Origin of the sequence: Arcobacter lacus (assembly GCF_003063295.1) — a bacterium.
GTDB classification, from domain to species: Bacteria; Campylobacterota; Campylobacteria; order Campylobacterales; family Arcobacteraceae; genus Aliarcobacter; species Aliarcobacter lacus.
Genome location: NZ_MUXF01000010.1, coordinates 116,850 through 140,533 on the forward strand (window position 1 = coordinate 116,850; position 23,684 = coordinate 140,533).

The following is a 23,684-nucleotide window of genomic DNA, read 5'->3' on the forward strand; positions in this document are numbered from 1 at the left end:
ATATAATCTATACATCTTAAAATAAAGAGGTATTTTTGAAGAAGCTACTTTTTATATTACTCCTTTTACTCAATAATCTTTTTGCTGATAATCCTAGTGAATTAGATTTGGAAATATTGAAAGATTTAGGCATTGATAGTTCATTTTTAAACGAACCATCTTTACAAAGAGCGTATAAAGAATATTCTAAAAGTAAAAATATTGCACATTACGATGGTTTATTTAAAAAATCTGCTTTAAACAGTAAAATAGTTAAAGATGAAATCGAAAAAGAAAATCTTCCTTTCTCTGCAATTTTTATTCCTCTAATTGAATCAAGTTTCGTAAACCAAATAAATAAAAAAGGACCTTCTGGACTTTGGCAATTTATGCCTCAAACTGCAAAAAATCTTAAACTAAAAAATGATGATTTTGTAGATGAAAGATTGGACTTGATAAAATCAACAGATGCTGCAAGTACATATTTAAGAAAATATTATAAAAGATTTGATAGATGGTATCTAGCTTTTTTAGCTTACAATGCAGGAGAAGGAAGAATAATAGATGGTATTGCAAGAGCATCTTTAGATAAATATTTAGAAGAGCATCCTACAATGGCGGATGACAAAGTTATAAAAATTTATAAAATTTATTTAGAAGATTATAAAAAGAATAAAAAAGGGATAGATAATCTATATAATATCTATCGTTGGGTAGGTGAAAAAGAGAACTATTTTGATTTATCTTATTTATTAAGAAACAATGGAAAAAAAGATTATTTACCTAAAACAACTGTTGATTATCTTCACAAAGTTGTGGCTTTGTCTATGATTGCAAATAGAGATTTATTTAAAAATTTAGATAGAAAAAGTAAATATAATTTAGAAAAAGTAAAAGTCGATAAAAGTGTAAGATTAAAAGATATTTCTGATGCAATTGGTATGAATTATGCTGAATTTAAAGAGATAAATAAACACTTCAAAAAAGAAGTTTTACCTAAAAATGCAAAGGTGTATAATATTTACATCCCTCATACAAAATTAGATATTTATAATTCCGTAATAAATGATATAAAAGCAACAACGGTAGTTGAAGTTCAAAAACAACCAACATCAAAAGCAAAAAATGAACCAGTAAAAAAAGCAGTTGAAAATAAAAAAATAGTACCAAATAAAATTCAACATGTTGTAAAAGAAGGTGATACTTTAGATTCTATTTCAAAAAAATATAAAGTAAGTGTTGCAAAATTAAAAAAAGACAATAAGAAAAAATCAAATTTTTTAAAAATAGGAGAAAAAATTGAAATTTATAAATAATTTCAAAACTATTCTATTTTTCGTACTTTTTAGCATATTCTTATTTACAGGATGTTCTTCAAAAAGTACTACTTATGACTATTCAAGTTTTTATAAAGATACACATAATTCAAGTATAAATAATTCACTTGCTATGCATAGAGCAACAATGAGACCTTATACAGTTTTTGGTATAAAATATTATCCAGAAATCGCAAGAGTAGGTGACAGATTTAATGGTGTTGCTTCTTGGTATGGTCCTGATTTTCATGCAAAAAAAACATCAAATGGTGAAATTTATAATATGTACGCTATGACAGCAGCTCATAAAACTTTACCTATGAATACAGTTGTAAAAGTTGATAATTTAGATAATGGAAAATCAACAATAGTTAGGATAAATGATAGAGGTCCTTTTGTTAATGGAAGAATTATTGACTTATCAAATAAAGCAGCACATGAAATTGATATGGTACGAAAAGGTACAGCAAAAGTTCAAATAACAGTTCTTGGATATAACGGTGAAATAAACAATAATCAAGCACCAGATGTTTTAACAGAAAAATCACCAATAAACTCTACAACAGCATTTAGTGGTGGAACAGAATCTTTAGATCTAAAAGATGATATTATTACAACAACGGAAGTATCAAATAATATTGGAAAAGCAGTTAATACTGGTGTATCTAATACAGTTTCTTCAACTGTTAAAAATACACAAAAGGCAAATGTAAAAGGTAACTTTAGTGTTCAAGTTGGAGCATTTAGTTTAGTTTCAGGAGCTCAACAAACACAAAGTACTTATCAAAAGAAATTTCCTTCTAAAAAAGTTGAATATGTAGAAAATGGTGGTATATATAGAGTTTTCATAAGAGGATTTAGTTCTTATGACGAAGCACAAAATTTTAAAAATAGTAATAATTTAACAAATGCAATGGTTGTTCAATAGGATAAAAAATGGTAGAAATAAATAGAAAAACAAAAGAAACAGATATAAAATGTAAACTTAATTTAGATGGTTGTGGAAAAATCAACATTAATACTGGTGTTGGTTTTTTTGATCATATGCTAGAAGCTTTATCTAAACATAGTGGAATAGATATTGATTTAACTTGTAGTGGTGATTTACATATTGATGCGCATCATACAGTTGAAGACTGTGGAATAGTTTTAGGACAAGCTTTAAAAAAAGCAATATTCCCAATTTCTGCAGTTGAAAGATATGGAAATGCAACAGTCGTTATGGATGAAGCAGCAACTACATGTGCATTAGATTTATCAAATAGACCTTTTTTAGTTTATGAAGTAAATGTAAGTGGTAAAGTTGGTGATTTTGATGTAGAGCTTGTTGAAGAATTTTTTCATGCAGTTGCAGGAAATGCTGGTTTAACAGTTCATATTATTCAAGATAGAGGAAGAAACAAACACCATATTTTAGAAGCTAGTTTCAAAGCATTTGCTGTAGCTCTTAGACGGGCTTTAGTAAAAAATGAAAAATTAGGAATTCCTAGTACAAAAGGTGTTTTATGATTGAATTGATTGTTTTAGATGTTGATGGAACATTAACAGATGGTAAAATTACATATTCAACAAGTGGTGAAGAACTAAAATCTTTTAGCGTTGCAGATGGTTTAGCAATAGCTTCTTGGGCAAAAGATTTAGGTAAAAAAGCTGCGATAATTACAGGAAGAGATTCTTCAATTACTGAAAGAAGAGCAAAAGAACTTCATATTACGCATATTTATCAAGGTGTTGAAAATAAACAAGCAGTTTTAGAAAATATTTTAAAAGAAGAAAATTTATCTTGGAATCAAGTTGCAGCTATTGGTGATGATTTAAACGATTATAAAATGTTAAAAAAAGTAGGACTTTCTTTTACTCCAGCAAATGGAAGCCATTATATAAAAAGTTTTGTAAATGTTGTTTGTCAAAATAAAGGTGGTAATGGTGCTGTTAGAGAGATGATTGAATATATTTTAAAAGAAGATAATTTAGAAGAGGAATTTTTAAGTTTATGGCAATAAAATCTTTTATAACAACTCTTTTAGTTGTGGCATTTATTGTTTATTTTATTCCTACAACTAACATAAATAAAAATCAAGATAACAAAGATATTCCTTTATTGATATTTGAAAAACCAGTTATGTATACATTAAATGAAAATAGCGTAAATAGAGTTGTAATTGCATCAAATGCAGTAAGATATGAAAATAGAGATGAAATGTTTAATGCAGATATAATATTAAAAAATCAAGATCCCTCACAAGATTTTAACAATGAAAGATTAAATGCTGATAAAATAGTTAAAAGAGGTGGAATTTACACTTTAACTGATAATGTAAAATATAAAAGAGATGATTTTATAAAAATAAATACAAATTATTTGATATATGATGATATTAACAAAATTGCAAAAAATGATAAACCTTTTGAAAGTGTATATAATTCGCACTCATATAAAGGAACAAATTTATATTTAGATTTAAACAATAGCAATATAAAATCTAAAAATGCTCATTTTGAAATAGATTTAAACAAAACTAAAAAGGAAAAATAGTGAAAAAATATTTAATAGGGATGGTTTTAACTTCTACATTTTTATTTGCACAAAGTGAAACTTTGATAATTGATGCACAAGATTTTCAAGCAGATGATAAAAAAGGAATTTCTATTTTTACAGGTGATGTAAAAATAAAAATGGGTGAAGATAAATTGAATGCACAAAGAGTTGATGTATTTTTTGAAACTGATAAAAAAACAAATAATAAAACACCATTAAGATATGAAGCAACTGGAAAAGCTGATTTTGAAATTGTTACAAAAGACAAACATTACGTTGGAAATGGTGATAAAATAATCTATTCTCCACAAAAAGAAGAATATACAATTTTTGGAAATGGATTTATTCATGAAAAAAATGATGATAGAAAAATTTATGGTGATACAATTTATGTAAACCAATTAAGTGGTGAAGCAAAAGTAAAAGGTAGTGAAAATAAACCAGTTAAATTTATCATCAATGTTGAACGTGGTAATAAGGAAACAAAATAATGACTATTGTTGATGCAAAGTTTTTGCAATCTGCACAAAGTGTAAATGATTCTCCTGCACCAAATGTTGCTGAAGTTGCATTTTTGGGTCGGTCAAATGTAGGAAAATCTTCAATGTTAAATAGTTTGACTTCTAGAAATGGTTTAGCAAAATCATCTTCAACTCCAGGGAAAACTCAACTTATAAACTATTTTGAGATTAAATTTAAAACAAAAAGTGAAGAAACTCCATATTTATTTGCTAGATTTGTAGATTTACCAGGTTTTGGTTATGCAAAAGTGGCAAAAAGTTTAAAAGCAGAGTGGAATAGAAATCTAACAGGATATTTGCAATTAAGACCAAATTTACAAATTTTTGTTCATCTAATAGATTCAAGACACCCTGAACTTGAAATTGATAAAAATGTTGATGAATTTTTAAAAGAGATAAAAAGAGGCGATCAAATAATTATAAATGCTTTTACAAAGATTGATAAACTAAATAGCAGTGAGTTATCAAAACTAAAACGAGATTACCCTGATGGAATTTTTTTATCAAATCTTAAAAAAAGAGGTATAATTGACCTTCAAGATAGAATAACAGGATATTTATTTGGAAATTAAATTTTATAAACCAACAGTTGCTGATATTAAAGCTATGCAAGAGTTAGTAAAAGAAGAAGTAGAAAAAGGAAAAATTCTTTTAAGAACTGAAGATGAGATGGCTACAACAATTCGTTCTTATACTATTGTTGAAGTTGATGGACAAATGGCTGGATTTACAGCTACTCATATTCATTCTCCAAGACTTGCAGAAGTAAGAAGTTTAGTTGTAGGTGAAAAATTTCGTGGTTTGAAATTGGGTAAAAAGCTTGTAGAAGCCTGTATTAACGAAGCAAAAGAGTATGGAATAAAACAAGTTTTATCTTTAACTTATGAAAAAGGTTTTTTTGAAAGTTGTGGTTTTAGAGAAATAGCAAAAGAAGATATTCCTGAACAAAAGATTTGGGCTGACTGCATAAGATGTAAGCTTTTTCCTATTTGCAATGAAATAGCGATGGTAATTGATATTTAAACTTCTTTAAAGCAAAAATAGATTATAAGATTAATTCTCAAAATTATATAAAGGTTATAATCGTTTTGCTTCTTCAATATTATAAAGAGATAAGTCATTATATTTTTAAACTCACAGGCGATAAAGCTTTAGCAAAAGATTTAACACAAGAAACGTATGCAAAAGTTTTTGAAATAGCAAAAAATTCTGATATTGAGATACAAAAAGCATATTTATATAAGATAGCTCAAAATCTAGTAATTGATAAAATAAGAAAAGATAAACTTTTATTACAAACTTCTTTTGAAGAAAATGAACATTTTATTGATCTTGATGATTATACAGAAGAGTTGATACTCGATGAGATTAGAAAGAAAAAACTAAGAGAATGTATAAAAAGTCTTCCTCCTCAACAAAAAAAAGCTTTTGTTTTTTATTATTACAAAGGTTATACAAGAAAAGAAATTGCTCAAATTTTAGATATAAGTGTAAATGCTGTTGAAAAAAACATCTCAAGAGCTATTTTGAAAATCAAAGATGAAATGAAGAAAGACTACTAATGAATTTAAAAAATGAGATAGAAAAACAAGCAAATTCTTGGCTTATAAGACAAAAAGAAGGTTTAACTTTTTTTGAACAAAAAGAGTTTGAACTTTGGCTTGAAAATAAACATCACAAAAAAATATATGAAGAAAATAGAAATTTAATAGATGATTGTTTATCTTTAGATGATGATTTTATAAAAGAGCTTGAAGATGAAGTTTTAAAAGATATAAAACAAAAATCATATTTTAATTTTAAATATATTTCAGCTTCAGTTGCTATACTTTTTACTATCGTTTTTAGCGGTTATGAAATAAAAAGATATTTTATTCCAAATTTTACTCAAAGTTTTGTAAGTGCAAATGAAAAAATTTTGAATATTATACTTCCAGATAATTCTATAATAGATTTAGATAAAAAATCGCAAATAAAAATAAGTTATTTTGATACAAAAAGAGTCATAGATTTAGAAGATGGAAATGCTATGTTTTCTGTATCAAAAGATAAAGCTAAACCTTTTTTAATAAAAACTCAAAATACTTTGATTGAAGTTTTAGGAACAAAATTTGAAGTGATAAATTTTGATAATAAAACACTAATAAATGTTTTAGAAGGAGTTGTTCAGGTGAGTTATGTGGCAAATATTTTTAAAACTCAAACTTTAGCTAAACTTGAAAAATCTCAGTCTCTTATTTTAAATAATGAAAAAAAAGTTTATGTTCAAAATACAATAGATACAAATGAAATAGCAACTTGGAAAAATGATTTAATAAAGTTTAATAAAACAAGTTTAGAAGATGCTAGTTCTATGTTTGAAAGATACTCAAATAATAAAATGATATTTGAAGATGAAAAATTATCACAATTAAAAATATCAGGAAAATTTTCAACTTTACACTATGATAGCTTTTTAAAATCAATAGAGATGATTTATCCAGTTAAAATGACAAAAGATGGAAATATAATAAAAATTAGTAAAAAATAAAGAATTTTTCTAATATTTTAAAGAATATAGATAAATTTCAAAATTCTTTTAAAAATGATGTCCGTTTTTTTGATTTCATTCGTTTAATATATTAGAGATACCAATTCTCAAAATATTTATTAAATAAAGGAAGAAAATGAAGTTTTCAAAGCACGCATTAGTTGCCTCAAGTTTAGCTTTAGTTTTTGGTGTGAACTTATTTGCCGATGAAGTTTATACAATCCAAAATAAAACTCTAAAAGAGGCATTGGAGATTATATCGAAAAAATCAAACTTATCGTATATTGCAAATGATGAGATACTTGAAACAAAAAAAGTTAATAGTATAGAAAATATCGAGGGAACTCAAAAAGCTTTAGACAAAATCTTAGAAGGAACTGGACTAAAAGCTATTATTCAAAATGAAGCTATTGTAATAATAAAAGAAAAAACTATAGGAAAAGGTACAGTTTTAGAGCCAATTTCAGTTAATAGTGGTAAAACTGGAACAGCTGAAAATGGATATTTAAGTGAAGATATAACAGGTGTTGGACTATGGGGAAAAAGAAGTTTACAAGATACACCTTATTCTATGAGTGTAATACCTCAAGAACTTATTGAAAATGTTCAAGCCAATGATATGGCACAAATCTTTAAAATGAATCCTATTACTCAAGATGGTGGAGACCAACCATCAGGAAACTATTATAATGTTATAAGAGGTTTCTCTTCAAATAGTAGTGTTGTTAATGGAATGCCATTGGCAGATTTTTATAGTTTTACAACAATGGAAGATTTAGAAAGAGTTGAAACAATTAGTGGAGCAACTGGGTTTTTATATGGTGGCGGAAGAGTTGGAGGGGCTGTAAATTATGTAACAAAAAAACCAACTTTGGAAGATAAAAGAAGTATAAAAATAGGAAACTACGGTGGTGAGCAATACTATGGACATGTAGATTTAAGTGGGCAAATAGATGAAAAAAAGATTTTTGGATATAGAATCAATGCCTTATATCAAGATGGAGATAGTGTAGCAGATGTAGGAAAAGAGCAAAAATTTGTAAGTGTAGTTTTTGATTATAAACCAACTGATGATTTTACTATAGATTTAAACTATGCTCATAGAGAATTAAAAAGAACAAATCAAAAGCTTATTATTAATGTTAGTTCTAATACTATTCGACCTAAAATTGATACTAGCAAAAGTTATACAGCAGATTGGGTTTCAGTGGATGAAGAAAATGATAGAGTAATGTCAAATTTAAAATGGAACATAAATGATACTTTTACTCTTCGAAGTTCACTTCTTTATGAGCAATCAGATAGAGGATTGATTGGAAATACAATTATATATACTAGAACAGATGGTTTATATGATGTTGATAATTATAAATACCCTTCTCGTCCACAAGAAATTGAAAGTTATGCAGGAAATTTATATTTAGATAGTAAATTTGAAACTTTTGGAATAAATCATCTTTTAACTACTGGTTATTCAGAAAATTATTATAAATATTCAAGAACTAGAAATTGGGCCGTTGGTACTAGTTTATCTGCAATTTCATTAAATGATATAAAGAATTTATCTATTCCTAATATAATTATTCCAAGTAGTGAAATGTTACCACTTTCAAAAACACAATATAAAAATATTCTTATTGGTGATGATATAGTATTTAATGATCAATGGAGTGCTTTAGTTGGATTTAATTACGCTACAGTGGTAAATACAAGTTATAGTGCAGGTATACAAAGTTCAAAATATGATAAATCAGAACTTACTCCAACTTTATCTTTGATGTATAAACCTCTTGAAGATTTAACAACTTATATAACTTATATGGAAAGTTTAGAAACGGGAGGAATTGTAGCAGATACATATTCAAATGCAGGTGAAATCTTAGACCCACTTGTAAGTAAACAATATGAGATTGGAGCAAAATATTCAGTAAATGAAAGTATTTTATTAACTAGTGCTTTATTTAGAATAGAAAAAGCAAATCAATATTCAGATTTGGCAACTCCTATGCCAAAATATGTTCAAGATGGTGAACAAATTCACCAAGGGTTAGAACTTACAGTAACAGGAAAAGTTACTGATAATCTAACTTTATTTGGTGGAGGAACTTTGATGGATATTGAAGTATCAGAATCAAATAATCCTGCATTAGAAGGTAAAAAGCCTACAAATGCAGCATCGAAAATGGCAAAACTTTATGCAGAGTATAATATTCCTATAATTCAAGGCTTAACTGTAACTGGTGGAGCATATTATACTGGTGAAAAATATGGAAATACTACAAATACAGATAAGATTCCAAGTTATACTTTATATGATGCTGGACTTAGATACAAAACTAAGTTAGATAAATATCCTACAACATTTTTATTAAATGTATCAAATTTGACTGATAAAGATTATTGGGCTAGCAATATATATTTAGGTGATCCAAGAACTGTTGCATTTTCCATGAAAATGGAATTTTAACAAATATAATAAAGAGAGTTTCTCTCTTTATAAATTTAAGTGTAGAAATTTATTAATTTATAGTTAATTCTATATTAATATTTGTGGTTTATAATTTCTTTACTTAAGTTTATAACTTATTTTATAAGCTTAACTTTATGAATTTTATAGCGTTTTATATTTTATGTGTTTCGTTTCCTTGTTCACATAAATATTATTTTTATGATTAGTCTCATTTTGCTATAAAATTCATGATTTCATTCGAAGAACATATAGATTTTTTTGTTAGAACTTAACCTAAAGCTAGAAGTTTTTAACTTCTAGCTTTTTTTTATTTCTAAGCCTTTAGATTCTTCAAGTCCTAGCATGATATTCATACATTGAACAGCAGCTCCACTTGCACCTTTTCCTAGATTATCAAGTCTTGAGATAACAACCATATCAGTATCATTTTCATAAACAGAAATCTCTAAACTATTTGTATTGTTACATTTCATAGGATTTAAAAGTCCTGCATCAAGATATGAATCATTATTTTCAACAATATTTATAAAAAGTTCATCTTTATAATAGTTTTTATATAAATCTAAAATTTCTTCTCTTGAAACTATTTTTTTGAAATCTTTTTTAACTAAATAACTCATAACAAGCATACCTTGTTTGAAGTTTCCAACACTTGGCGTAAATAGTGGAGCTTCATCTAACTCTAAAACATATTTCATTTCAGGAAGATGTTTATGGTGAAGTGTTAGAGCATAAGGTCTTTGACCTCCAATATCTTCAAACTTTCCATTTTCATAATCATCAATCATAGCTTTTCCACCACCACTAAATCCAGTAATTGAATGGCAAATTAGTTTCTGAGAATTTGCTAATATCCCATTTACAATCAAAGGTTTCATAGCAATGATTAATCCACTTGCATGACATCCTGGAACACAAACTCGTTTTGAGTTTTTGATTTTTTCTCTTTGAGTTGGTGTAATTTCAGGAATTCCATAAGTCCAAGAAGGATTTGTTCTAAAAGCTGTACTTGCATCGATTACTTTTACATTTTCATTTGTGATTAAACTAACTGATTCAATAGAAGCAGCATCAGGAAGACATAAAAATACTAAATCAGCACTATTTAAAAGCTCTTTTCTTTTATTTAAATCTTTTTTTTCTTCTTCTTTTATAGATAAAAGTTCTATTTCATTACGTCCATCTAACATCTCATGGATTTTTAATCCTGTTGTTCCATGTTGTCCATCTACAAATATTTTATATTTCATTTTTTCCTCAAAATTTATCATAATTAATTTTTTGTTAGTTTAGCTAAAAGGTTCTTTTTTGTGATTTAAAAGTGTAGTTAAATATCAATTTTAGTAATAATTGATTTTACAAAAGGAGATTTCTCTTTTCCATACGCTTCTTGTTCAATTATTCCTTTTTTCAAAATCTCTAATTTTTTGTTTTCATACTCTTTTCTTGCACTTGGATTTGAAAGCATATATTCTTTGTATTTTATCTGCTTTATATACTCTATTGAATTGTTTTCTATAACATGCAGATGAATAATATATTTTGAATTATTAAAAATAACCATTCCATCTTTTCTAGGACGTTCTTTTGGAAAAGGTTTTTGGCTTATTTGGTCTTGAAAACCTAAAGATTTTATATGATTTACGGCTTTGTTTAAATCATTGTTTTTATATAAAATTGATAAATCAATTATTCCTTTTCCACCAACCATAAATGAAGTTGAACCAATATGTATAACTTCAAACTCTTTTGTAGAGATAAACTCAATCAAAGCTTTTGCAACTGCAAAATAATCCTCATTCCAAGGTTTAAAAGAAGCTTCTATTTTTTCATATTTTAAGATTTCCAATAAATATCCTTTTTACTAAAAAATTATTTTAAACTCTTTTAACTTCAAACCAAATTTCACTAAAAGTTTTTATTGCATTTTCTATTTCAAACTCTTCAAAACCACCAAATCCTAAAGCTATGACTTTTTCAAGATTAAAAAACTCTTTAAAATAGATTTTTACATCTTTTTCTTGGGCTGTTTTTTCAAGCTTTTCTAAATCAATATTTACAAGTGGTTTTATCAAAAAGTTTAATCCACTTCCTTCTCTTAAGATTTTTATCTCATTTTTTAAATAGATTTTTAAATACTCTTTCATTAAGTTATGTTTTTTTCTATTTGAATTTCTGATTTTTCTAAGATGTTTTTCCCAATAACCTTCTTTTAAAAAAAGTGTTAATGTTTTTTGAATATCTATTGGAATTTGTGAAAATACAAAATCAAAAACATCATGATAAATATCCAATAAACAGTTTGGCAAAACAATATAAGATACTCTCAAAGCAGGAGAAAGAGCTTTTGAAAAAGTACCTAAATAGATAACTCTATCACTATTTTCTAAACTTTGCATAGAAGGAATAGGGCGATTATAATAGCTTAGTTCACTATCATAATCATCTTCAATGATAAAAGCATCATTGTTCTTCGCCCAATTTATAAGTTTTATTCTATTTGCAATTGGCATTGTAACTCCAGTTGGAAATTGATGTGAAGGAGTTGTATATAAAATCTTTGAATCACTTTTTTCTAAAAAATTCAAATCTAAACTATCTTTATTTACAGGAATGTCATTTATTTCAAAAGAAGATAACTCAAATACTTTTCTTGCAACTCTATATCCAGGAGATTCAATAGCAACTTTATTTGAAATTCTTTTTAAAATATTTGCTAAAAGAAACATAGAATTAGAAAATCCATTTGTGATGACAATTTGTTCTGTGTTACACAAAACTGCTCTTGAGTTTAGAAGATATTTTTTTATCTCTTTTCTTAGCTCATAATCACCTTGAAATTTGAATAAACTCCATAATGAACATCTTCTTTTACAACTTTATTATAAAGTTTTAACCACGTTTGTTTTGGAAAAGAATTTTTATCAAGACTTGCAGGAAAAAAGTTTATTTTATAGTTTTTCTCTTCTTTTATTCTATCTTTTTTATTTTCAATTTGAGAGTTGAATTTCTGGTAAATCTCTTCACAAACATAATAACCACTCTTTTCAAAACTTTGTATGTATCCTTCACAACAAAGTTGATTATAAGCAGTTTGAACAGTTGTTTTACTAAGTTTATAATCATTTGCTATTTTTCTTATGGAAGGAAGTTTTACTCCAGCTTTTAGCATATTTTTTATTTCATTTTTCATTTGTTCATAAAGTTGAATATAAAGAGGTGAATTGTTATCAAATTTATACATAACTGTCCTTATTAAAAAACTAAAAAGTGTATCTTTTATTAGGTACAAAATATTGATATTATACGAATAATTACTTAAAAAGGAAAAAGATGAGAAGAGATGAATTTAATATAAATGATAAAAATAGTATAGATGAAATATTAAAAGCTTGTGAATATGGAACTTTAAGTCTTATAAGTGACGAAAAACCTTATGTTGTTGCTTTGAATTTTGTAGAATATAATAATGCAATATATTTTCATGGAGCAAAAGAAGGGAAAAAGATTGAAGCTATAAAATCAAATCCAAATGCAGCTTTTTTAGTAGTAAAACCTTATTCATTTATACCTTCATATTTTAGTGATACAATGGCAGCTTGTCCTGCAACTCAATTTTTTGCTTCAGTATTGCTTGAAGGAAAATTGAGTTTTATAGAAGATGGAGATAAAAAAGCTGATATTTTAAATGCTTTGATGAAAAAGTTTCAAAACGAAGATAGTTTTGAAAAAATTGCTTATAATAAAGCAATGTACACAAAAATGCTTGATAAAACAGCAATTATTGAGTTAAAGATTGAAACTCAAAGTTGTAAAATAAAAGTAGGGCAAAACTTAAATGAAGAGAGAAAAAATAAATTTTTAGAAAAATTAAAAAATAGAAATTCACAAATAGATAATGAAACTATAAAACAGATGAAAATACATAGTTAAAAAAGATTTAAATAATCTTTTTTAACTGATTTTTTATGATAACTGGTACAAAAAACATAGAAACAACATAAGAGATAAGTGTTCCTCCTATTAATGCAACTCCAAGTCCTCCAAATACTGCATCATTTGCTATCAAACTACTTGCAAATACTAAAACTAAAACAGTTAAAATAATTGGTTTTGAACGTGTTGCTGCTGCTTTTGCTATGGCTTCATTTATATTTAGATTTTTTTCATGAATTAATTGTTTTGCAAAGTCTATAATCAAAGTTGAATTCCTTGAATTTATTCCTATAAGTCCTATAAATCCTATAAGTGAAGTTGCAGTTAAATAAAAAGTATCATGTGTAAATAAATCCATAATAATATGGGCAAAAATTACTCCAATAATTGAAATGAAACTCGATAAAACAATAACTCCTGAAAGAGCAAAACTTTTATAATAAATAACCATAAGTAAAAAAATCAAAACTAAAGCGATAATAAAAGCTGTTCCCAAATCAATAAATGTATCAATTGTTACTTTTAACTCTCCATCAAAAACTAAATCAAATCTCTCATTGGTTTTTTTATCTATAAAAGATAGATTTAACATATTTGTTTTTATAATTTCATAATCATTTGATAAAGAGTTTAACATCTCATTTCTTGCATCAAGTAAAGGATAAATTTGACTATCTTTAGAAGTTTCAGCTACTACATTTATCATCAAATTTAAATCTTTTGAAGTTAGAGTTGGCTCTTTTATTGACTCTTTTATATTTACAAGTTCTGATATACTTATCATTTGTCCTAAATTGTTCATGATTTTTAAAGATTGAAGTTTAGCATTTAGTGCTAATTTACTATTTTTTTCAAGATTTCTTGAATCATCAAGTCTTATAAAAATAGGAATTTGACTTTGGGCATTTCTATCATTTATAACTGATATTTTCATACCTTCAAAAGCTAAAAATAAAGTTGCTTTCAAATGTTCTAAATCAACTCCACTCATAATAGTTTTATTGCTATTTATGTGTAAATCATAAGTTACAAAATCTTTATCAGCTAAAACATCTATATCAACTAAAGTATTTTGATTTTTGAATATTTTTGCAATTTTTAAAGAAAAATCTCTTCTACTTTCAAAATTATTCCCACCATAAATTTCTGCAACAATAGAAGCAAGAACAGGCGGACCTGCTGGAAGTTCGATAAATTTGATATTTGCTTCATATAAAGAACATTTTTCTTGAACATTTTTTCTTAAATTACTCACAAGATTGTAGCTTGAAATATTTCGTTCTTTTGCTTTTTTTATATTTACAACTATTTCAGCTTGAGATTCTTTATCTTTCAAAGCACTTTGTTTTACTAAAGCCGCAAAATCTAAAGGTTGACCAACTCCTAAAAAAGCTGATATATTTGTGATATTCTCTTCATTCTGAAGATTGTTAACAACACAATTTACAAGCTCTTTAGTCTGTTTTATACTTGAACCATCTTTTAAATCTACATAAATTGAAAATGTATCAGAATCTTTACTTGGAAGCATTTTTGCTTTTGTTATTTCAAGTGGAAAAGTCAAAATACTTAAAATAAATAAAATAAGAGTTATAAAATAAACTAAAAGAGATTTTTGTTTATTATTTAAAATATCTAAAATAAATTTTTCTAGTCTCATTTTTTATCTCCCAAAAATTTTTTTACAAAATATGGAGTAAAAGCATAAGCTACAAAAAGTGAAATAGCTAAAGAAATAGGTACAAATACAGGAAGAGGGTGCATAAATTGTCCCATCATACCTCCAACAAAAAACATTGGAATAAATACCATGATAATAGCAATAGTTGCTATATTTGTAGGATTTCCTATCTCATTTGTTGCAGTTATAGCCAAAGTTTCTATATCTAAATTTGGTGTTTCATGTTTATGTCTATGGATATTTTCTATTACTATAATAGCTGCATCAACTAACATTCCAAGTGAAACAATCAAAGCAAAAAGTGTGATTCTATTTACTGTTTCTCCTAACATAAAACCTACAAAAAGTGTAAGAGACAAAATCATAGGAACAGTAAGAGAAACTATCATAGCTTCTTTAAATCCTAAAGTGAAAATAAGCAAAATACAGATGATTATAATAGAAACAAGTAAATCTTTTACTAAAGAATTTACAGCATTATTTGCTGTATAACCATCATCTCTTGTAATAGTATATTTTATGTTTTTTGCTAATAAATTGTCTTTTTGTGATTCCATAAAAGCAAAAATCTCTTCATTTATAATAACTGAATTTGAACCTTTTAGTTTTGAAGCACTTAGTGTTATTTGATTATTTTCTTCAAAATTTCCATTTTCATCTTTTAAATAAATATAGGCTTCTTTTTTATTTTGAATATCATAAGATTTTTCTATTGTTGCTATATCTTTTAAATATATTGGAGCCTGATAGTTATACGCAATAATTAAATTTTCTAAATCTTTTACACTTTCAATAGCTTGTTTTATCCCAAATACAACTAATTCATTGTTATTTGTAGAAGTTTTTATATTTGGAGTATTATATGATAGCGCTTGAATTTGTTTTGCAACTTGAGCAAGAGCCAAATTATAAGATGAGAGTTTGTTTATATCAACTAAAATATTAAATTGATCTTTTTTTTCGCCTTTTAAATCCACAAGTGCAACATTTTTTATTTTATTTATCTCTTTTGATAAACGACTAACTTCATTATAAAGTTCTGTTTGAGAAATCAACTCTTTTTTATTCTTTTTAGAACTATAAAATGCAATAGTTGCTATTGGAATTTCCGTATCTATATCCATAGTTTTGATTATTGGTTGCATAGCATTTTTAGGCATTAAATCCATATTTCTCATAACTTGGTCATAAAGTTTCAAGTTTGAAATCTCTTTATCTTCGCCTATATAAAACTGAACTTGTACAATTCCTACTGAATCTTTTGCAAAAGAGTAAATATGTTCAACTCCTTTTATCTCTTTGATTTTTTTTTCAAGTGGTTCTATAATCACTTTTTGAATTTCACTTGCTTTTGCATCTGGAAGTGCTACTATTACAACTCCACCACTTACTTTGATTTGTGGATTTTCCTCTTTTGGCATAATAAGAAGTGAAAAATATCCTAAAATAAGTATAAAAATTCCTAAAATAAAAGTTAAAGGATGATTGATAAATGCTTTAGCAGTACGACCAGCAATATTAAGATTATTGTTCATCATTTGAACCTATTTGCATAAATATCTTTGCATACATATTTGGATAAATATTAAAATCTTTTTTGTCAAATGAAATTTTGAGTGTAAATGAGTGTGTATTTGAGATAACATTTGGAAAGATTGCTACTATTTTCCCTATACTTTCATAATTTTGTGAAGGAATAGTTATTTTTACTTCTTGATTTAATTTTATATCTTTCAACATAGATTCTGCAATATTTGTTTTTATAATTAAAGAATCTAAATCTGTTAAAATCATATGAGGCATACCTGGCATAGCCATTTCACCTTCTTTAATAGATTTTTTTACTATAAGTCCATTATTTGTTGCTTTGATTTTTAAATAATCATATTGAGCATTTAGTTCACTTAATTTTGCTTTTGCACTTATCAAATTTAGCTCAAGTTGTTCATAATCATACTTTGAAACTAAGTCTTGATCTAAAAGATTTTTGTATCTTTTTAGATTTAATTCAAGGTTTTTTACTTGATTTTTTAATATATCGGCATTGTATGAAATATTTGAAGCGTCAATTTCGTATAAAATATCACCTTTTTTTACCTTATCACCTTCATTTACATTTATTTTTGTGATATATCCCATCATTTTGCTTGAGATTACTTTTTCATTTTCAGATTCAACCATTCCATCAAGTTCTAAAGTTGTTGCAAAAAGATTTATAAATAGTAGTTGTATTAATAATAATTTTTTCATTTTTCATCCTTATTCAAGTTTTGTCCTAAAACAAGATTTAGTTTTGCTAAAGCCAAAGAGTTTTCATATTTAGCATTTATAAGCATTGATTCACTTTTTCTAAAATTTGCTTCTTGTGAAAGTAGGGTTGTCATAGAAATAAGTCTATTTTTATATTGGAGATTTGCTTGATTTAAAACTTCAAATGCTAGATTTTTTGCCTCAATTTTTTCTTTTAAAATTTCTTGTTTAGCTTTATAATCTAAAATAGCTTTTTCAAGTTCAAGTTTTATTCCATCTTTTAGTTTTTCATAGTCTAAAGTAGATTTTAGATGTTCAATTTTACTTTTTTCAAGATAAGCACTTCGCGAAGAATCAAATAAAGTTAGTGATATACCAACTAAAGCAATATAATAATCCTTGTCTTTTGAAGCAGTGAATCTATCATCATTTACACCATATTCTAAGTGTGAAAAAACAGTTGGATAATATAAACCTTTTTGTATATCAATATTTTTTTTATTTGCTTCAATTGTGATGTTTTGCATTTTTACTTCATCTCTAGTTTCAAGTGCATTGTTATATAACTCATCAAAGTTTTTTAAATCAAAATATATATTTTCAAGGTTTTCAACATCTGTAATATTTTCATTTGAAGTAAGATATTTTAAATAAGCAAGAGCTAAATTAAAATTGTTTTTTGCTTCAGTTAGTGTTGAATTGATATTTAATTGATAAACTTTTGCTTCATTTACATCAATTTTCGTTACAAGTCCATTTTTATGAAACTCTTTTGCCCCTTCATAAATAAACTCAACAGTTTGTTTTGCTTTTTCTAAAGCTTTTACAAAATCTTTAGCTACAACTGTGCCATTATAAGCTTTTAGTATTTCAAACTCTAAATTCTTTTTATCAAGATTATATAAAAGTTCGTTTGCTTTTTCTTGAAGTTTTAGAATATCTTTTTGATTTTCTATTTTAAATCCCATAAAAAGAGGAATGTCATAACTTACATAAGAGTTGATGTTTGTTCTATCATTTGGATAGTTTAAATCTTTTGGAATTATATCCATACCTTCGTTCATTTGAGAAAATCCAAAATCTCTAAATGTTGCCTCTCTTGAAGATAATTTTGAATTAAAAACATATCCAGCATGATTTGTTCTACTAACTTCAGATGAAATAGATAATTTTCCATAATTTATTCCATCTACTATATTATAATCTTGTTTTATCGAATCAATATTTAATGCTTGTTTTTTTAAATCTTTGCTATTTTCTAATGATTGTTGTAAAACTTCATTAAAATTTATACTTTGTGAGTAACATAATGTAGAAATTAGAAAAGATAAATAAATCTTTTTTATCATAAATAATCCTAAATAATCTAATTTAGGAATTATAGCTTAAAAAAAAGAGAAATCAATATGAGAATTATTAAAAAATATTATAATATAATAGAAGATTCTAAATATTATAATTTTTATTTATTTAAGATATTATTGGTAGTTTTTTTTGATTTCTAATATTTTATCAAAGTTCTCAAAGAATAAATCAACCAATTTAGGATCGAAATGTTTTCCTCTTTCTTCTTTGATATATTCAACTATTTTATCAACTCTCCAAGCTTTTTTATAACATCTTTCATGGGCTAAAGCATCAAAAACATCAGCTATTGCTGTTATTCTTCCATATAGTGGAATTTCTTCACCTTTTAAACCTTTAGGATAACCTGTTCCATCATATTTTTCGTGATGAGTAAGTGCAATTATTGCTGCTGTTTTTAAAAGAGGTCTTTCTGAAAGATTTAACATTTCATAACCTTTTATTGTATGAGTTTTTACTATTTCAAACTCTTCAGGCGTTAATTTTGCAGGTTTATTTAATATATAATCAGGAATCGCAATTTTTCCTATATCGTGCATTGGACTTGCAAGTTTTAACATTTTTGCTTCTTTTGGTTCTAAACCTAATTCTAAAGCAATAAGTTCAGTGTATTTTGCAACTCTTTCAATATGTTCTGATGTCTCTTTACTTCTTGATTCAGCAATAGAACCCATAGTAAAAATAATCTCTTTTTGAATCTCTTCTATCTCTTTATTTGCTGTTATATCTTCTCTTACGGCAAAATAACCTATATGATTTCCTTTTTTATCATACTTTGGTTCAATTTCTGCAACAACCCAATAGAAACTACCATCTTTTCTTAGATTTTTTAGTTCAGCTGTGAATTTATTACCTTTTTGAATTTGTTCCCACATCTTTTTAAAAGTTTCTTTAGGAGTTTCTGGATGTCTTATTATATTATGCGGTTTACCTATTAACTCTTTTTTTGTATAACCACTAATTTTGCAGAAAGCACTACTTGCGTGAGTTATTGTTCCTTTTAAATCTGTAACTGAAAAAATTACATTTTTATCATAGATTTCATATAAAGATTTTAATTCTTCTTCTTGACTCATCATTTGAGAAGTTTGTTCTTTTAATCTGATTTTTAAGGCTTTAGTATATGCTTTATTTAGAAGATATAAAAAAAGTAAACCAGAAATTATCATAAAAATAATTACTTTTGATAGATAAGCTGTTTTAAATTCTGAAATAACTGATTTATTGATGTTCTTTTCACTAAATAAAAAGATAAAAAATCCCATATCATCACTATTGATATCTTTTATTTCATAAGTTGTTATAAGATATTTATTAAATATCATATAACCTTTTAAATCTAAAAATTTTTGAATACCTTCTTTTTTTATCATTTCCATTAGATTTTTTGAAGCATTTACATTTGCAACATAATACTCATCAATAAAAAGATTTGAAAAAGGTTGTATAATGTTTTTACTATAATCTTTATTTACAATCATTATAGGTTCAATATTTTTTTCTTTTAAAATTTCAGCAATAGAGTTGAATTTTGATATTAGTTCTACCATTCCTACAAATTCTTTTTTATTATCATATAAAGGAATCATTGTTTTAAAAGATATATCTATTCTACCTGCACTTATTTCTTCCATTGTTCTAGGATTTTTAATCATACTTTCAACATCAATTCTTATAGGAGTTACATCTTCTCCTACATCATTAGTCCAGCTTCTATAAAAACTATGACCGTTTTTATCAATAACTTGTAACCATAAGTTTTTAAATTCATTATGGCTTCCCATTTCTTCAATAATCTCTTTATATGAAGTAATTGAGCTATTATTTTTACTTTCTAAAGCCGTTATTATTCTTTTATCTTGACTTATTAAATATGTAAGTGCAAAAGTTCTTTTTTTCTTTTTTTCAACTTCTTCTTTGAAAAATTCTTTTATTTCTACACTTTTATTTAGATATATTTGATTTGTTAAGTTTTTAATTTCTGGTACATAATATAATTTATAAGATAGTAATAATAAAACGAAAAAAGTAAAACAAAAATATAAAATATTTTTCATATAAGTCCTAAGGTGATTAAATATATTTAGTTATTTAAAAGATTGTGCGAGATTTCCAATTATTAGTTGCCAGCCATCAACAACTATAAAGAAAATTATTTTAATAGGCAAAGAGATCATAACAGGAGGTAACATCATCATACCCAAACTCATTAAAATTGAAGCGACGATAATATCAATAACCAAAAATGGTAAAAATATTAAAAATCCTATTTCAAAAGCAGTTCTTAATTCACTAACAATAAATGCTGGCATAAGTAAAGTAAGTGGAACAGCTTCTATATTTTTTGGATTTGGTTCTTTTTTTATTCTATAAAATAGTGCTAAATCAGCTTCTCTTGTATTTTTTATCATAAACTCTTTAAAAGGTGCAACACCTTTATCAAAAGCAACTTCATAACCAATTTTTTCATCCATATATGGAACTATTGCTTCATCCCAAGATTTTCTTGCATAAGGTTCCATAATAAAAATAGTTAAAATAAGAGACAAAGAAATTATTATTTGAGAAGGTGGTGTTTGTTGTAACCCCATAGCTTGTCTTAAAAGTGAAAATACAATTATAAGTCTTGTAAATGAAGTAACCATTAATAAAAGTGTTGGTGCTAAAACTAATAGTGCTAAAATAATTGCAATATTAATAGTTCTTACAAATTGTACTGGTTGTTCTATTGCTGCAACTGAAAGATTTATCATTGGAGCATCTGCTGCATTAGCAAAGATAGAAAAAAATAGTACAGTAAAAATAATTTTCAAAAAAAATCCTATAAAAAACTAAAATAAAAGCTGATAATATCTAAAAAATCTTTAAAAATAGGATTATCAAACGATTTACAGCTCATCTTGAGTTATATATCCTAGCTCATAAAGTTTATCATAAATTTTACTAGCAACTCCTCCTGTGGCACTTCCTCCACCACCTCCGTGTTCTTGTACAACCGTAACTACATATTTAGGGTTTTTAAATGGTCCATAAGTAGTAATCCAAGCATGAGATCTTTGATAATACTCAAGTTCACTCTCTTTCATCCTAACTTTTTCAGATTGAGGAATAGAAACAACTTGTGCAGTTCCTGTTTTTGAAGCAATAGGAACTTTTGATGTTATATATCTTCTTGCTGTTCCTCTTTCTCCATAAGATACATCGTACATACCTTTTCTCATTAAATCAAGATATTTTTCTGGAATATCAACGTCTTTAGGTTCTTCATAATTTGCTTTATAAAGATGTGGTTTTGGTAGTTTTCCTGTTGCTATATATGCTGTATATCTTGCAATTTGAAGAGGAGTTGTAAGCATATTTCCTTGACCAATAGATGTAATAACAGTTTCTCCAACATACCATGGTTTATTAAATCTTTTTTCTTTCCACTCTTTATTTGGATTAACACCTACAAATTCATTTATTTGATCAATTCCCGTTAATTGTCCAAATCCTAATTTATCAAGAGTATGTGAAATTTTATTAATTCCTAATTTTAAACTTCCTTTATAAAAAAAGTCATCACAACTTTCTGCAATTGCACTTCTAAAGTTAATATTTCCATGTCCTGTTGTTTTCCAACATCTAAAATTTCTATTTCCAATAGGAAGTGAACCACTACAATTTACTGTGAAATTTTCTGGAATACCATTTTCTAAAAAAGATAAAGCAACACCCATTTTTATAACTGAACCAGGAGGATAAAGACCATTTATAATTTTATTTGTAAATGGATGGTTAAAATCATTTCTCATTTGGTTCCATTCATTTTGAGAAATACCTCTTGCAAAAATATTACTATCATATTCAGGAAAAGATGCTGCGGCTATAATTTCACCATTTGTTGCATCCATTACGATAACAGAACCACTTTTACCCTCAAATAACTCTTGTAAATATCTTTGAAGTTTTATATCTATTGAAATTTCTATATTATTATTTGTTGATGCATTTTTTTCTTCAAGAACTTCTATCTCTTGATTTAAAGCATTTACTTTTACATCTTTGTATCCTAACTCTCCTTGAAGTTTAGAATTATAATATTTTTCTAAACCATTTTTTCCAACAATACCACTATGAATAGCTAATTCATTATTTAAAATTTCTAATTTTGAAGCTTTTCCTACATATCCAATAATATGTGCAGCTGTTTCATTGTAAGGATAAAATCTTTTTGATGATGGTTCAATTTTTAAATCTTCATTCGAAGCCAAAATAGTATATTTTGGAAAAAATTCTTCATAAGGAATAAAATCAATTATCTCTATAAACTCATGATTATAAGCAGAATCGTTTCTTTTATACTCTTTTAAAAGTTTATTTTTGTCATATTGAGGAAAATGTTTTACTACCAAATCAACAATACTTTCTAACTTTTCTTGATATTTTTCACTTCTTAAATGAGGTTTTATTGAAACAGAAAAACCAATCTTATTTAAAGCCAATGGTTCACCATTTCTATCTTCTATAACACCACGAACTGGAACTTTATAAATTCTTTTAATATAGTTGTTTTTTGATAGTTCATCATAATATGTATTTGATTTTATACTTAAAAAATATACTCTAGAAAGTAAAGTTAAAGCTATAGCTAGAATAATTATATAAACAATATTTAGTCTTATGTTCAAAGAAATACTCCAAAAAATATTAAATCTATAAATAAATTTATAATAAGTGCATAAATTATTCTTTCATCAAGTCCAAAAGATAAAAACCACATTATTGTTAAACCAAGATAGAAAAATATTACATAAACAAAACTACTCAATGAGTTAGATTCATATCTTGGAATGATAAAAATATATATAAAAAATGATAAAAGGGATAAAGAAAAGGGCTTTAACCCACTATTTATCTCTATAAATAAAAAAGCAATAATAACTAAAAAAAATAAATAGTAATATCTTTTTTTTAGAGTTCTGTAAAAAGCAGTAAATATTATACCACCAAATAAAATTAATAAAAAATGTACTGAAGCAATTAGATTTGAAATTACGGCTAAAACCAATATAGTGAATAAAAAAAATGGATTATCTAAACTATTTTTTTCCATAT

General features: G+C 26.0%; 24 protein-coding genes. 12 read left to right on the forward strand and 12 right to left on the reverse strand.

The genetic code is table 11. The annotated features are described in order from the left end of the window. Positions 1-35: 35 nt before the first annotated feature. From B0175_RS06140 to B0175_RS06190, 11 genes are all read left to right on the forward strand, one after another. Positions 36-1,295, forward strand: coding sequence for a lytic transglycosylase domain-containing protein (locus tag B0175_RS06140; protein WP_108527760.1), 1,260 nt, complete (start codon positions 36-38; stop codon positions 1,293-1,295). Then, positions 1,279-2,223: a septal ring lytic transglycosylase RlpA family protein gene (locus B0175_RS06145; protein ID WP_108527761.1), complete on the forward strand. Its 945-nt coding sequence runs from the start codon at positions 1,279-1,281 to the stop codon at positions 2,221-2,223. The genes B0175_RS06140 and B0175_RS06145 overlap by 17 nt, the downstream gene beginning before the upstream one ends. Positions 2,224-2,231: 8 nt before the next feature. Next, positions 2,232-2,804, forward strand: a complete 573-nt coding sequence (gene hisB, locus B0175_RS06150; protein ID WP_004509164.1) for an imidazoleglycerol-phosphate dehydratase HisB — start codon at positions 2,232-2,234, stop codon at positions 2,802-2,804. Continuing rightward, positions 2,801-3,298: a KdsC family phosphatase gene (locus tag B0175_RS06155; RefSeq protein ID WP_108527762.1), complete on the forward strand. Its 498-nt coding sequence runs from the start codon at positions 2,801-2,803 to the stop codon at positions 3,296-3,298. Before hisB ends, B0175_RS06155 begins: the two co-directional genes overlap by 4 nt. Further along, positions 3,289-3,831 (forward strand): LPS export ABC transporter periplasmic protein LptC, encoded by a 543-nt coding sequence (gene lptC, locus B0175_RS06160; protein ID WP_108527763.1) that lies wholly within the window; start codon positions 3,289-3,291, stop codon positions 3,829-3,831. Before B0175_RS06155 ends, lptC begins: the two co-directional genes overlap by 10 nt. After that, positions 3,831-4,325, forward strand: coding sequence for a lipopolysaccharide transport periplasmic protein LptA (gene lptA / locus B0175_RS06165; protein ID WP_108527764.1), 495 nt, complete (start codon positions 3,831-3,833; stop codon positions 4,323-4,325). The genes lptC and lptA overlap by 1 nt, the downstream gene beginning before the upstream one ends. Continuing rightward, a complete protein-coding gene (gene yihA, locus B0175_RS06170; protein ID WP_108527765.1) occupies positions 4,325-4,927 on the forward strand; it encodes a ribosome biogenesis GTP-binding protein YihA/YsxC in 603 nt (200 codons plus the stop codon). Before lptA ends, yihA begins: the two co-directional genes overlap by 1 nt. Beyond that, on the forward strand, positions 4,917-5,378 hold the full coding sequence (locus B0175_RS06175) for an N-acetyltransferase (RefSeq protein WP_108527766.1): 462 nt from the start codon (positions 4,917-4,919) through the stop codon (positions 5,376-5,378). Before yihA ends, B0175_RS06175 begins: the two co-directional genes overlap by 11 nt. A gap of 65 nt (positions 5,379-5,443) precedes the next feature. Beyond that, a complete protein-coding gene (locus B0175_RS06180; RefSeq protein WP_108527767.1) occupies positions 5,444-5,917 on the forward strand; it encodes an RNA polymerase sigma factor in 474 nt (157 codons plus the stop codon). Then, the gene (locus B0175_RS06185; protein WP_108527768.1) at positions 5,917-6,885 is read left to right on the forward strand and encodes a FecR family protein; all 969 of its coding nucleotides are present in this window, start codon (positions 5,917-5,919) and stop codon (positions 6,883-6,885) included. The genes B0175_RS06180 and B0175_RS06185 overlap by 1 nt, the downstream gene beginning before the upstream one ends. A 136-nt stretch (positions 6,886-7,021) precedes the next feature. Next, positions 7,022-9,352 carry a TonB-dependent receptor gene (locus B0175_RS06190; RefSeq protein WP_108527769.1) on the forward strand — a complete coding sequence of 777 codons (2,331 nt, stop codon included), beginning with the start codon at positions 7,022-7,024 and terminating at the stop codon, positions 9,350-9,352. Between the two features lie 299 nt (positions 9,353-9,651). On the opposite strand, the gene argC is transcribed toward B0175_RS06190, so the two are convergent. The 4 genes from argC to B0175_RS11315 all read right to left on the reverse strand — a co-directional run bounded on the left by argC (position 9,652) and on the right by B0175_RS11315 (position 12,599). Continuing rightward, positions 9,652-10,605 (reverse strand): N-acetyl-gamma-glutamyl-phosphate reductase, encoded by a 954-nt coding sequence (argC, locus tag B0175_RS06195; RefSeq protein WP_108527770.1) that lies wholly within the window; start codon positions 10,603-10,605, stop codon positions 9,652-9,654. Between the two features lie 77 nt (positions 10,606-10,682). Beyond that, the gene (locus tag B0175_RS06200; RefSeq protein WP_108527771.1) at positions 10,683-11,204 is read right to left on the reverse strand and encodes a GrpB family protein; all 522 of its coding nucleotides are present in this window, start codon (positions 11,202-11,204) and stop codon (positions 10,683-10,685) included. Positions 11,205-11,232: 28 nt separating this feature from the next. After that, positions 11,233-12,165 carry an aminotransferase-like domain-containing protein gene (locus B0175_RS06205; protein ID WP_228156078.1) on the reverse strand — a complete coding sequence of 311 codons (933 nt, stop codon included), beginning with the start codon at positions 12,163-12,165 and terminating at the stop codon, positions 11,233-11,235. An 8-nt stretch (positions 12,166-12,173) separates the two neighbouring features. Next, on the reverse strand, positions 12,174-12,599 hold the full coding sequence (locus tag B0175_RS11315) for a GntR family transcriptional regulator (RefSeq protein ID WP_228156074.1): 426 nt from the start codon (positions 12,597-12,599) through the stop codon (positions 12,174-12,176). A gap of 89 nt (positions 12,600-12,688) precedes the next feature. Here B0175_RS11315 and B0175_RS06210 point away from each other — a divergent pair, with 89 nt between their 5' ends. Continuing rightward, positions 12,689-13,288 carry a pyridoxamine 5'-phosphate oxidase family protein gene (locus tag B0175_RS06210; RefSeq protein ID WP_108527772.1) on the forward strand — a complete coding sequence of 200 codons (600 nt, stop codon included), beginning with the start codon at positions 12,689-12,691 and terminating at the stop codon, positions 13,286-13,288. A gap of 7 nt (positions 13,289-13,295) precedes the next feature. On the opposite strand, the gene B0175_RS11360 is transcribed toward B0175_RS06210, so the two are convergent. The 8 genes from B0175_RS11360 to B0175_RS06250 all read right to left on the reverse strand — a co-directional run bounded on the left by B0175_RS11360 (position 13,296) and on the right by B0175_RS06250 (position 23,682). After that, entirely contained in the window at positions 13,296-14,951 is a 1,656-nt protein-coding gene (locus B0175_RS11360; RefSeq protein WP_108527773.1) for an efflux RND transporter permease subunit, read from the reverse strand. Further along, positions 14,948-16,510 (reverse strand): efflux RND transporter permease subunit, encoded by a 1,563-nt coding sequence (locus B0175_RS11365; protein ID WP_108527774.1) that lies wholly within the window; start codon positions 16,508-16,510, stop codon positions 14,948-14,950. The genes B0175_RS11360 and B0175_RS11365 overlap by 4 nt, the downstream gene beginning before the upstream one ends. Continuing rightward, the gene (locus B0175_RS06225) at positions 16,497-17,222 is read right to left on the reverse strand and encodes an efflux RND transporter periplasmic adaptor subunit (protein ID WP_108527775.1); all 726 of its coding nucleotides are present in this window, start codon (positions 17,220-17,222) and stop codon (positions 16,497-16,499) included. The genes B0175_RS11365 and B0175_RS06225 overlap by 14 nt, the downstream gene beginning before the upstream one ends. After that, the gene (locus B0175_RS06230; RefSeq protein WP_108527776.1) at positions 17,219-18,571 is read right to left on the reverse strand and encodes a TolC family protein; all 1,353 of its coding nucleotides are present in this window, start codon (positions 18,569-18,571) and stop codon (positions 17,219-17,221) included. The genes B0175_RS06225 and B0175_RS06230 overlap by 4 nt, the downstream gene beginning before the upstream one ends. A 129-nt stretch (positions 18,572-18,700) precedes the next feature. Next, entirely contained in the window at positions 18,701-20,644 is a 1,944-nt protein-coding gene (locus B0175_RS06235) for an HD domain-containing phosphohydrolase (protein WP_108527777.1), read from the reverse strand. A 30-nt stretch (positions 20,645-20,674) separates the two neighbouring features. Continuing rightward, complete coding sequence (gene fliP / locus B0175_RS06240) at positions 20,675-21,400, reverse strand: flagellar type III secretion system pore protein FliP (RefSeq protein WP_108527778.1); 726 nt, start codon at positions 21,398-21,400, stop codon at positions 20,675-20,677. 75 nt (positions 21,401-21,475) lie between these two features. Next, positions 21,476-23,257: a penicillin-binding protein 2 gene (gene mrdA / locus B0175_RS06245; RefSeq protein ID WP_108527779.1), complete on the reverse strand. Its 1,782-nt coding sequence runs from the start codon at positions 23,255-23,257 to the stop codon at positions 21,476-21,478. Then, positions 23,254-23,682 carry a hypothetical protein gene (locus B0175_RS06250; RefSeq protein WP_108527780.1) on the reverse strand — a complete coding sequence of 143 codons (429 nt, stop codon included), beginning with the start codon at positions 23,680-23,682 and terminating at the stop codon, positions 23,254-23,256. The genes mrdA and B0175_RS06250 overlap by 4 nt, the downstream gene beginning before the upstream one ends. Positions 23,683-23,684: the final 2 nt, after the last annotated feature.